Origin of the sequence: Nostoc sp. DedSLP04 (assembly GCF_034530775.1) — a bacterium.
In the GTDB taxonomy this organism is placed as follows: domain Bacteria; phylum Cyanobacteriota; class Cyanobacteriia; order Cyanobacteriales; family Nostocaceae; genus Nostoc.
Genome location: NZ_JAVRCL010000117.1, coordinates 1 through 9,421, shown reverse-complemented (window position 1 = coordinate 9,421; position 9,421 = coordinate 1). Strand labels below are relative to the sequence as shown.

Sequence of the window (9,421 nt, the reverse complement as noted above, 5' to 3'; positions counted from 1 at the left end):
CCCTCTTATTCAGAAAGTAGATTATCACATTTTGGTATTAGTGGGATAGGTTCATAGGTGTTTCTGGCGAAAGAGCGATCAACGCTCAAAATATTTAGGGGCAATAGCCTTGTGACTGCTTTTGAGATGTGAAAGTAAGCATGGGGAGATTGCCCCTCAATTTTGATTGGATTGGGAATTGGGAAGATAAGTATCTGGATTCAAAATCCCAACCAAATTTTGAAATATTTTCTAGTTTAGTAGTTTACACTACCACATTTATCAGTACCGATGCTTTGTCGAGTTCTGACTGAATCAGGCTGATAACCAGCAAATATAAAATAATAAAATACTCAGTAAAAGTCGGCAGTATTCCAAAATGGAATACGGAAATGGAATTTAAGTATATCGAGTCACGACATCGAAAAAATTGTCGCGATCGAGTCCGATTAATTAAAAACTACGGTAATACGATCGAGTTGTGGTATATTACCACCATCAGAAAATTGTCTACTTGTAAACTCAGAATAGTTTTCAGCCGCTCTCAAGCTTTCGATTTTGACTAAAATTTTGCCCGATTGAGTTTTAGCTGATTTGTTAGCGATGACAAATTAGGCTTTGTTACATCACTTGCAAAGTGAGAAAAATAACCAAGCAGTTTCAATTACAAACGCACAATTATGGTAGATATTAAGTTCGCATACTGGATTCCCAACGTTAGCGGGGGGTTAGTTGTGAGTAAAATTCCCCAACGCACAGATTGGACTTACGAATACAATGCTCAACTAGCTCAGACGGCTGAAGAAGTTGGATTTGAATATGCTCTAGCACAAGCCAGATTTATCGCTAGCTACGGCGCTGAGTACCAATTAGAGGCATTAACAACCGTGTCGGCTCTAGCTCCTGTCACCAAGAAATTGAAATTGATTGCAGCAGTTCACCCTGGATTGTGGCATCCGGGAGTAGTTGCCAAAATGGGTGCAAGTATTGATTTTCTCTCTAACGGCCGATTTGCTTTGAATGTAGTTAGTGGCTGGTTCAAAGATGAATTCACTATATATGGTGAACATTGGTTAGATCATGACGAACGCTATCGTCGTTCAGAGGAATTTATCCGCGTTCTCAAGGGTTTGTGGACTGAGGATGAGTTTCACTTTAAAGGCGACTTTTACCGCATTAACGGCGGTTGGGTGAAGCCTAGACCAATTAATCAGAATCCTCACCCGGAGATATTCCAAGGTGGTAACTCCAAAGCAGCGCGGCGCATGGCTGGCCGCGTCTCTGATTGGTATTTCATGAATGGCAATACCATAGAAGGCGTGAAAGAGCAGATTGCAGAGGTGTCTGAATTAGCGAGTCTTCAAGGACGCACAATTAAGTTTGGTTTGAATTCCTTTATCATCGTGCGAGATACGGAAGCAGAAGCGCATGAAGTATTGCGCGATATTATTGCCCAAGCTGATGTGGAAGCGGTGAAAGGATTTGGCGAAGCAGTGAAACAGGCGGGAGCTTCAACTCGTGAACGTCAGGGAATGTGGGCGAATTCCAATTTTGAAGACTTGGTGCAGTATAACGATGGTTTCCGATCGGGGTTGATTGGTACGGCTGAACAAGTAGCTGAAAAGATTCGCCAGTTCCATGAAGCGGGAGTCGATCTAATTCTTGGTGGCTTCTTACACTACACAGATGATTTACCAGCATTTGGTAAGACAGTAATACCAATTGTGCGCGAACTTAAATCTAATCCTCGGACAGCTGATGAGTTGGTTGGAGTGTAGATTAACAGCAACATACTTTGTCGGAGCGGGTTTTGTGGATTGAAGCTGTTGTAGATAACAGCTATATCTGAACGGCACTAAGAAAAATCCAAAGGCTGTCTCATAGTAGTGGCGATTATGAGTCACTCAATCACAATCAAGGAGTTTTACTATGACATCAGTAATTGATGCTGACCAGAAGGCGCATATTATTCAAGATGACAAAGAAGCGATCGCGATCGCTCACGAATTAGCAGCTGAGTTTGCCAAGGGAGACTCAGAACGCGACCAAAATCGGCGTTTACCTGCTGAGGAAGTAGAAAAGTTCTCCCAGAGCGGATTGTGGGGAATTACAGTCCCGAAAGAGTATGGCGGTGCTTTTGTATCGAATGCCACCCTCGCAGAAGTAGTTAAAATCATCTCCGAAGCCGACTCTAGCCTCAGTCAAATTCCCCAAAACCATCTCTATATGGTGGAAGCAGTCCGGTTAGATGGTACAAATGAGCAGAAGAAGTTTTTCTTTGATTTGGTTCTCCAAGGTAAACGCTTCGGTAACGCCTTCTCGGAAATTGGCACTAAGTCTGTGACTGATGTCCAAACAAAATTAACACCAGATGACTCTGACTTCGTACTCAACGGACGTAAATACTACTCTGCTGGGGCACTATTGGCACATTGGGTTCCCGTGATTGCCAGTAATCCAGATGGTAAGACAGTGGTGGCATTTGTCGAAAGAGATGCCGAAGGATTAACCCTACTCGATGATTGGACAAGCTTCGGACAGCGTACCACTGCTAGCGGCACTACGATTATTGAAAATGTGAAAGTTAAGGCAGAACACGTGATTCCGCACTACTTGGCTTTTGAAAGGGCAACACCAATGGGTGCGATCGCCCAAATCATCCAAGCCGCCGTAGACGTGGGAATTGCTAAAGCAGCAGTCCGTGACACCATCTACTTTGTCCGCAACCATACTCGTCCTTGGGTTGACAGCAATTTAGAAAAAGGCTACGAAGACCCCCTGACGCTCTATAACTTAGGCAATGTCCAAATTCAGGTTCACGCTGCGGAAGCATTGCTGCGACGTGCAGGTGAGTTTATCGACATCGCCAACGAGTCAGGCTTAGAAGAACCCAAGGTAGTTGAAGCATCAATTGCAGTTGCCGAAGCCAAAGCCTTAGCCACCGAAGCATCACTACTAGCTACCAACAAACTGTTTGAACTAGCAGGTACTAAATCCACATTAGAAGAATTCAACTACAATCGCCACTGGCGAAATGCTCGTGCTCACACACTGCACGATCCCGTCCGTTGGAAATACTACGCTGTTGGTAACTACTTCCTCAACGGCGTCTATCCCCCGCGCCATCCTTGGTTGTAATTGCAGCATTTTCTACTGGGGTGAAGCTTTCAGAATTAACATTTACCAGAATGCTTTACCCCTGATAAGAGACTTCCAAATAAAAAAATATCCCATCGCTTTGACGGCAGGGGGGCAGGGAGCAGGGGGAGAAAAAATCATTTTGACTCAGTGAAATTGGATAATTTATTTCTTGGAGTCCCTAAATTTATTGATTTGTCATCCCGTTCAATCAAACTCCGCCAAATATTAGCGGGTTCTTCATAATTTTTCACTTATTCGGCAGATGTTGCTTTTTGTTTCAACTCCTCTACCGTTTGTGCAACACTGATTTCAGGAATTAAAGCCAAGCCTAAACTCAACAATAACGGGAATATTTTCCGGCTTACCATAGACTTTCAGCTTAAAATAACTAAGTCAATCTTCAAACCAAGCTTAATCTCAGTATTTAAGTTTGTAACCCGTAAAACTTCTCATACTGAGTAAATCAGGCAAAAATATGGCAACGAAAATTCCTGTCACAGTGATTACAGGCTTCTTAGGTAGTGGAAAAACCAGCCTAATTCGCCACCTGCTACAAAACAACGAAGGACGGCGTATTGCCGTTTTAGTCAATGAATTTGGCGAACTCGGTATTGATGGCGAATTGTTAAAATCTTGTCAAATTTGCCCCGAAGATGGTGAGGGCGACACTAATATCTTTGAATTAACTAACGGTTGCTTATGCTGCACTGTGCAGGAAGAGTTTTACCCGACGATGCAAGAGTTAATCAAGCGACGAGATAGCATCGACTGCATTTTGATTGAAACTTCTGGTTTAGCTTTACCAAAACCACTGGTGAAGGCTTTTCGCTGGCAAGAAATTCGTAACGCCGCCACTGTAGATGCAGTGATTACCGTGGTAGATTGTGCGGCGGTTGCAGCCGGGACATTTGCTAGCGATCCAGATGCGATCGCAGCCCAGCGACAAGCAGATGATAATCTAGAACACGAAACACCTTTGCAAGAACTGTTTGAAGACCAACTTGCTTGTGCAGACTTGGTGGTGTTGAATAAAATTGACTTGGTAGATGCCGAGACAAAAGCCAGAGTTGAAGAATTGATTAAGCAAGAGTTGCCCAGAGTGGTGAAAATTGTCGAGAGCGATCGTTCTCAACTCGATGCATCTATATTATTAGGATTCCAAGCCGCAGTCGAAGACAATTTAGATTCTCGTCCTAGTCATCATGATACTGAAGAAGACCACAATCATGATGAAGAAATTACTTCAGCTAATTTAATTTTGGATCGTACCTTTGACCCCGAAAAGCTGCAACAGCAGTTGCAAACATTGGTACAACAACAAGAAATTTACCGGATTAAAGGCTTTGTCGCAGTACCTAATAAATCCATGCGCTTAGTAATGCAAGGCGTGGGAACCCGATTTGATAAATTTTACGATCGCCCCTGGAAACCAGAAGAAGCTAGGCAAACGCGGTTAGTTTTCATCGGGCGTGATTTGAATTCTTCAGAAATTGAATCACAGCTTGTAGCTTTATAAGTATACCCTGATTCCTGACTTCTTTGAAAAGTCGGGAATCTATCTCTTGAAGTTAATTCAAAACGAAAGCAATAATAACTTCAAATTGCTAACTCATCACTTTAGACAAATATGACGATTTCTCAACTATTTAATATTGCCAATCTTTTCGTATTGCCATTTTGGGCATTGATGATTTTATTGCCTAACTGGAAAGTTACACGGCAGATAATGTCATCATATTTACCCTTTGTGCTGTTAGCTGGGGCATATTTGTATTTGTTTATCAACAGCATTACGCCAGAAAATGCTCAAGCTTTATCGAATCCTCAATTAGCTGATATTGCACGATTTTTTGCAGACGAAACAGCTGCGGCAACAGGTTGGATTCATTTTTTAGTGATGGATTTATTTGTCGGTCGCTGGATTTATTGGGAAGGACAGAAAACAGGTGTTTGGACAATTCACTCTCTAGCTTTATCTTTGTTTGCTGGGCCTTTGGGGTTACTGTCTCACATCTTGACTGACTGGATTACTAAGACATTTTTCCCGAAGTTTCAGCAGAATGAAGGAGTGACGGCAGGAGAAAAAGCTGCGTCATAATCTTACACATAATAGGGTAGCACTGCTGTGCTACCCTATTATTTAGTAGTTACCTGATTTTAAAATCATTAACCGTTGTCGTGTCTATAGTCAGCATCTAACCAACAGCGTGGTAAAACTTCACCTGAAGGAAAAACGAGATTTTCTTTTTTAAAGCTTTCAGGTTGCTGTTCTTCTTGACCTTCTTGGTCTTTTGCGTGAACAACATCATTATTCGGATCAATTAATTCCTGAATTTCAACAATTTTCACCAATTCGCCACTATCTTTGACTTGTAAAAGCATAGAAATTGCCTCAATGAGTTTGCATGAAAGTTCAAAGCGAGTCTCAACATAAACTCGCTCAAATCTAAACTGATTTTGAACGCGGAGATTCCTTAATTGTTAAAGGAAATTTTTATCAGACCACACAGAAATTACACGAGATTCATCTATGTGTATCTGTAGAGTTAATATTTATAAAATTGATACTGCAAACATATTCCTCATTCACAAGAGAAACTCGAATCAGGAAATGCTGATTAACAAAATTGTCTAGCCAAGATAAGTTTGTTTTATCTATTAGAAATCGCGTTGATATTTTTCCAAAATATCAACTAATGTTACCTGGCATTGTAGGGGTAGTAAATCGATTAAAGGAACTTCACGTTTCCCGCCGCCAATTTTTACTGGAATCGCTCCCAAGACTTGTAAAACTCGGTCTTCATTGACAGCGTTGGAAGTAATTAAGGGATACAGTTGCTCGGCAACAACTGTATGCAGTTTGGCATTAGATAAATAAAGATGCCATTTGGCAACATCTATATAGACGTTTTCGCCAATTTCAGCTGCTAGGGCTTCTAGTAGTTCTGTGGTGTTAGTCTTAGCCATAAAAATAACCCTACATTAAGAAAAAGTGCGAAATCTCAGGCTTTTTTATATTATGGCTCAATTAACAGGCTAATCCTACTACCAGAAGTTACAATCGCCCTAGCATGAGTAATCCATCTTCAGGTGGATTTTGGTGGAGTTTCGGTGTAGTTAGCGATCGCACTAATATAAATCAGATGTGCTAACACTATTCCCGTCCAACTTAACGTTACCAAAGGCAGCCACTCCCAGGTAGTGTCTTTCAAAATGTGGAAAAACCACAACCCGGAATTAATACAAGCAGCGATCGCCACATGGATAGCAAAATTCATCCGGTCATCGATCTTGCGGTAATCAGGGTCTTTGCGATCGGGTTTGCGAGGCCAACGAGGAGGCATAAATATTTGTTACAGATTTAAATACACCCTACTCATTCTAAGGTTTTTGGTGCAGTCGTTGCTATTAGACTTCTAGAAGCAGTCATAATTGAATTGGAAGTCAAGAGCCACTGGGTTAAATCCGATGACGATCTTTGAGCAAATAGACCCCGATCTCCTCTATCCAGATAGCGACGGCAAACCAATGGCAGACAATACAGAGCAATATCGTTGGATTGTCTTGATTAAGGAGAATTTAGAGATTCTGTTTGCTAATAATGACAATGTTTTGATTGCAGGAGATTTGCTCTGGTATCCCGTCCGTTCTCGGCTGATTACACCGACTGCACCTGATGTGATGGTTGTCTTCGGTAGATCAAAGGGTAAACGTCGTTCCTATCGTCAGTGGCAAGAAGATAATATTCCACCACAAGTAGTCTTTGAGATTCTTTCTTATAGTAATGATACCAAGGAGATGGATCGTAAGCTGGAATTTTACGATACCTATGGTGTTGAAGAATACTATTTATACGACCCTGAAAGTTTTCAACTAGATGGCTGGTTGCGGCAAAACAACCATTTGAATAAGCTATGGCAAATGGATGGTTGGATCAGTCCCCGTTTGGGAATTAGATTTCAAACGGGGCTTGGAGAGTTAGTAATTTACCGTCCAGATGGACAGAGATTTTTAAATTCCCTGGAACTCAATCAACGGGCTGAACAGGCTGAGTTATTGGTAGAACAAGAACGCCAACGCGCTGAACAAGAACGTCAACGCGCTGAACAGTTAGCAGCATATTTGCGTAATCTCGGCATTGATCCTGATAATCTTCCGTAATTGGGGAGTGGGGAGATGAGGGAAGCAGGGGGGCAGGGGAGCAGGGGAGAGGTAGAGGTTGCAGTAAGTTTAGTTTTTCCCTCTGCACCTCTGTAGTTCTGCCTCTTGTGCCCAATGTCCAATGCCCAATGCCCAATGCCCAATAGCTAACTTATTGCTCTACCGACGAATAATCTCCTGATTTACCGCCACTCTTACTTATTAAACGAATTGATTCAATTTGAATCGACTTTTCTAAAGCTTTTGCCATATCGTATAAAGTCAAAGCAGCGACAGAAACGGCAGTTAAAGCTTCCATCTCTACACCGGTTTCAGCTTTGGTTTTGACTGTGGCTTGAATTTGATAACCCGGTAGTTCGGGATCGGGTGTGATTTCGACTGCGATTTTTTGCAAAGGCAACGGATGACACAGAGGAATTAAAGTAGCTGTTTGCTTGGCTGCCATAATTCCAGCCAATCTTGCAGTTGCCAACACGTCCCCTTTTGGGACATTTCCAGCTTGAATGGCAGCGAAGGTGGCTGGCAGCATTCGCACCTGAGCAGCGGCTACTGCTTGGCGAATGGTGGGTGCTTTATCAGACACATCAACCATCTGTGCCTGTCCTTGGGGATCTAGATGAGTTAAGTTGGCAAAATTAGCTGGAAAATTATCTTGCGCCATTTGGTTAGAACGTGTTAATATAGATTGTCGGTAAGGGCGTGTAGCTCAGTGGACTAGAGCACGTGGCTACGGACCACGGTGTCGGGGGTTCGAATCCCTCCTCGCCCGTTTTTAAAAAGTTAAGAGTTGAAAGTTAGGAGTGATGAGTTAAATTTCATCGCTCCTAACTTTTAGGTTTTTCAAGGCGTAGGCATCTGGAGCTAGACCTAGTGCAAAGCGTAGTGAGTTGGATAAGTTTTTGCTCGAACGGGTGAGGAAGAGGACAAGTGCTAGAGAAGTAATCGCAGCACCGTAGCCAAACATATCGCGGTAGCCTACAAGTTCTGCGATGATACCCAAAAGAGGAGCAGCGATCGCAACTCCTAGATCGAGTCCAGATATGCAGATAGCAAAAATTTTCCCCCGTTCTTGCGGCAGCGAACGGTCTGCCATAATGGTAATCATCATCGAGAACAGTGTACCACCACCAGCACCTTCAGCGATCGCAGCCAGTAAGAAAACGATCGGGCTATAAGCCTGCCACAGCAGTATTAACGCCAAAATGTAGCAAAAAATTCCAAAGGTAATAAACAAACCACGACCGAAGCGATCGCTTGCCTTACCAGCAAATATCCTAATACTAAAACTAGAAATCGCCGCAGCTGTAAAAAATAGTCCGCCATTGAAGTCCACCTCAGTGGATTTGAGGAACAACGACACAAAAGTATGTACAGCACCAAGAGACAAACCAACCAGCAACATAACTATAGTTGGAACTCTCACCCGTGGGCTGACCAAAATTTGCCAAAATTTGCGATCTTCTCCCTCTGTCTGCTCCTGCGTTTGCACTGGCGGATTCGTAACTTGTAAAATCCCTAAGAAGGCGACAAAACCCAATTCGGCGGATAACAGAAATAATATCCCGTAACCACTTGTAGCTTCTAAATACCCTCCCAAGGCAGGGCCAATTGCTAAACCAATGGGAGTTGCTAGGGTCATGTAACCAATGATTTCACCACGAGTTTCAGTGGGAGCTAAATCTGCGACTAAGGCACTGTAGCCAGTGGTAAAAGCAGCAATACTAATGCCATGAAAAATCCGCACCAAGATTAATAACCCAATAGATCGGGTTGCCAAGTAACCAAAGGGTGCGATCGCAGCTACGATCGTACCAATCAACAAGACAATTTTGCGATCGCGTTCATCGGCTAATCGTCCCAGCATTGGGCGAGAGAGCAATAAACCAATGGCGAAACTGCCCATGACAATCCCAATTTCTTGCTTGCTTGCGCCCACATCATCGATGTAAAGCGGTAGAGTTGGTAAGAGCGAAGACAGGCTCGACCAGAATAATAAACCTGCCGTAAATAAAATCAGCAGGTTGCGCCGCAGTTCGGCATTAAATGTATTAAATACTTTCAAGGTAGATGCAATTTAACTAGTTTTTTGTCATTTGTCATTTGTCATTTGTCATTTGTCATTTGTCATTTGTCATTTGTC

At 42.7% G+C, this 9,421-nt stretch carries 11 protein-coding genes and 1 tRNA gene; 7 read left to right on the top strand and 5 right to left on the bottom strand.

Annotated elements, in window-relative coordinates:
* Positions 1 to 371 precede the first annotated feature (371 nt).
* The 5 genes from RMX89_RS34060 (at position 372) to RMX89_RS34040 (ending at position 5,218) form a co-directional block, all read left to right on the top strand.
* Positions 372 to 545 (top strand): hypothetical protein, encoded by a 174-nt coding sequence (locus RMX89_RS34060; RefSeq protein WP_322671681.1) that lies wholly within the window; start codon positions 372 to 374, stop codon positions 543 to 545.
* 114 nt (positions 546 to 659) lie between these two features.
* Positions 660 to 1,757, top strand: a complete 1,098-nt coding sequence (gene sfnG, locus RMX89_RS34055) for a dimethylsulfone monooxygenase SfnG (protein WP_322671682.1) — start codon at positions 660 to 662, stop codon at positions 1,755 to 1,757.
* Positions 1,758 to 1,908: 151 nt separating this feature from the next.
* On the top strand, positions 1,909 to 3,117 hold the full coding sequence (locus RMX89_RS34050; RefSeq protein WP_322692090.1) for an SfnB family sulfur acquisition oxidoreductase: 1,209 nt from the start codon (positions 1,909 to 1,911) through the stop codon (positions 3,115 to 3,117).
* A gap of 478 nt (positions 3,118 to 3,595) precedes the next feature.
* Positions 3,596 to 4,636: a cobalamin biosynthesis protein CobW gene (gene cobW / locus RMX89_RS34045; RefSeq protein WP_322671684.1), complete on the top strand. Its 1,041-nt coding sequence runs from the start codon at positions 3,596 to 3,598 to the stop codon at positions 4,634 to 4,636.
* Positions 4,637 to 4,747: 111 nt separating this feature from the next.
* Positions 4,748 to 5,218: an ABA4-like family protein gene (locus RMX89_RS34040; protein WP_322692089.1), complete on the top strand. Its 471-nt coding sequence runs from the start codon at positions 4,748 to 4,750 to the stop codon at positions 5,216 to 5,218.
* A gap of 68 nt (positions 5,219 to 5,286) precedes the next feature.
* Here RMX89_RS34040 and RMX89_RS34035 read toward each other — a convergent pair whose 3' ends face one another.
* From RMX89_RS34035 to RMX89_RS34025, 3 genes are all read right to left on the bottom strand, one after another.
* The gene (locus tag RMX89_RS34035; protein ID WP_109011492.1) at positions 5,287 to 5,502 is read right to left on the bottom strand and encodes an acetyltransferase; all 216 of its coding nucleotides are present in this window, start codon (positions 5,500 to 5,502) and stop codon (positions 5,287 to 5,289) included.
* 276 nt (positions 5,503 to 5,778) lie between these two features.
* On the bottom strand, positions 5,779 to 6,087 hold the full coding sequence (locus RMX89_RS34030; protein ID WP_322667128.1) for a DUF3181 family protein: 309 nt from the start codon (positions 6,085 to 6,087) through the stop codon (positions 5,779 to 5,781).
* Between the two features lie 119 nt (positions 6,088 to 6,206).
* Positions 6,207 to 6,464: a hypothetical protein gene (locus tag RMX89_RS34025; RefSeq protein WP_322667130.1), complete on the bottom strand. Its 258-nt coding sequence runs from the start codon at positions 6,462 to 6,464 to the stop codon at positions 6,207 to 6,209.
* Positions 6,465 to 6,588: 124 nt separating this feature from the next.
* On the opposite strand from RMX89_RS34025, the gene RMX89_RS34020 reads away from it, so the two are divergent.
* On the top strand, positions 6,589 to 7,281 hold the full coding sequence (locus tag RMX89_RS34020) for a Uma2 family endonuclease (protein ID WP_322692091.1): 693 nt from the start codon (positions 6,589 to 6,591) through the stop codon (positions 7,279 to 7,281).
* 151 nt (positions 7,282 to 7,432) lie between these two features.
* On the opposite strand, the gene moaC is transcribed toward RMX89_RS34020, so the two are convergent.
* A complete protein-coding gene (gene moaC / locus RMX89_RS34015) occupies positions 7,433 to 7,942 on the bottom strand; it encodes a cyclic pyranopterin monophosphate synthase MoaC (RefSeq protein ID WP_322692088.1) in 510 nt (169 codons plus the stop codon).
* 34 nt (positions 7,943 to 7,976) lie between these two features.
* Between moaC and RMX89_RS34010 the strand changes: the two genes are divergently transcribed.
* Positions 7,977 to 8,050: transfer RNA gene (locus RMX89_RS34010), tRNA-Arg, on the top strand.
* 39 nt (positions 8,051 to 8,089) lie between these two features.
* Here RMX89_RS34010 and RMX89_RS34005 read toward each other — a convergent pair.
* On the bottom strand, positions 8,090 to 9,343 hold the full coding sequence (locus tag RMX89_RS34005; RefSeq protein ID WP_322692087.1) for an MFS transporter: 1,254 nt from the start codon (positions 9,341 to 9,343) through the stop codon (positions 8,090 to 8,092).
* Between the last annotated feature and the right edge of the window lie 78 nt (positions 9,344 to 9,421).

Excerpts from the sequence above, each read along its gene's own strand:
- RMX89_RS34030 (WP_322667128.1), bottom strand. The coding sequence starts at position 6,087 with ATGGCTAAGACTAACACCACAGAACTACTAGAAGCCCTAGCAGCTGAA.
- RMX89_RS34060 (WP_322671681.1), top strand. The coding sequence starts at position 372 with ATGGAATTTAAGTATATCGAGTCACGACATCGAAAAAATTGTCGCGAT.
- RMX89_RS34040 (WP_322692089.1), top strand. The coding sequence starts at position 4,748 with ATGACGATTTCTCAACTATTTAATATTGCCAATCTTTTCGTATTGCCA.
- RMX89_RS34035 (WP_109011492.1), bottom strand. The coding sequence starts at position 5,502 with ATGCTTTTACAAGTCAAAGATAGTGGCGAATTGGTGAAAATTGTTGAA.
- sfnG (WP_322671682.1), top strand. The coding sequence starts at position 660 with ATGGTAGATATTAAGTTCGCATACTGGATTCCCAACGTTAGCGGGGGG.
- RMX89_RS34025 (WP_322667130.1), bottom strand. The coding sequence starts at position 6,464 with ATGCCTCCTCGTTGGCCTCGCAAACCCGATCGCAAAGACCCTGATTAC.
- RMX89_RS34050 (WP_322692090.1), top strand. The coding sequence starts at position 1,909 with ATGACATCAGTAATTGATGCTGACCAGAAGGCGCATATTATTCAAGAT.
- cobW (WP_322671684.1), top strand. The coding sequence starts at position 3,596 with ATGGCAACGAAAATTCCTGTCACAGTGATTACAGGCTTCTTAGGTAGT.
- RMX89_RS34020 (WP_322692091.1), top strand. The coding sequence starts at position 6,589 with ATGACGATCTTTGAGCAAATAGACCCCGATCTCCTCTATCCAGATAGC.
- moaC (WP_322692088.1), bottom strand. The coding sequence starts at position 7,942 with ATGGCGCAAGATAATTTTCCAGCTAATTTTGCCAACTTAACTCATCTA.